The 259-nt window shown below is 56.8% G+C and carries 1 pseudogene; it reads right to left on the bottom strand.

Features of this window, described 5'->3' with window-relative positions:
- A pseudogene (locus KVT27_RS25235) lies at positions 1–259 on the bottom strand (glycoside hydrolase family 2 protein); the annotation flags it as partial.

Genomic DNA, 259 nt, shown 5'->3' with positions numbered 1-259 from the left:
GTCTGCGCTTCTTCATCGACGACGACGTTCAGCGTGGCAGCCGGCAGCGTAAGATCCTTCTGATCACGCAAGTAGAACAGGTTGTCAGGAGCCGCCCACGCTGTTGTGCTGAGCTTAACGACAACCTCACTTGGCGACGCGCCTTTCAGCACATCAGCTTCCTCCAGGCTGCCAAGCATAACAGCTGCATTCGAAGCTACCTGAGCTGCGAAGGTATGGCGGAACAGCTCCTCGCCTGCGAAGTTCAACACAGACAGCA

Origin of the sequence: Lysinibacillus sp. GbtcB16, from assembly GCF_019091145.1 — a bacterium.
Taxonomy (GTDB): Bacteria; Bacillota; Bacilli; order Bacillales_A; family Planococcaceae; genus Lysinibacillus; species Lysinibacillus fusiformis.
This window is presented reverse-complemented; position numbering and strand designations above follow the sequence as displayed.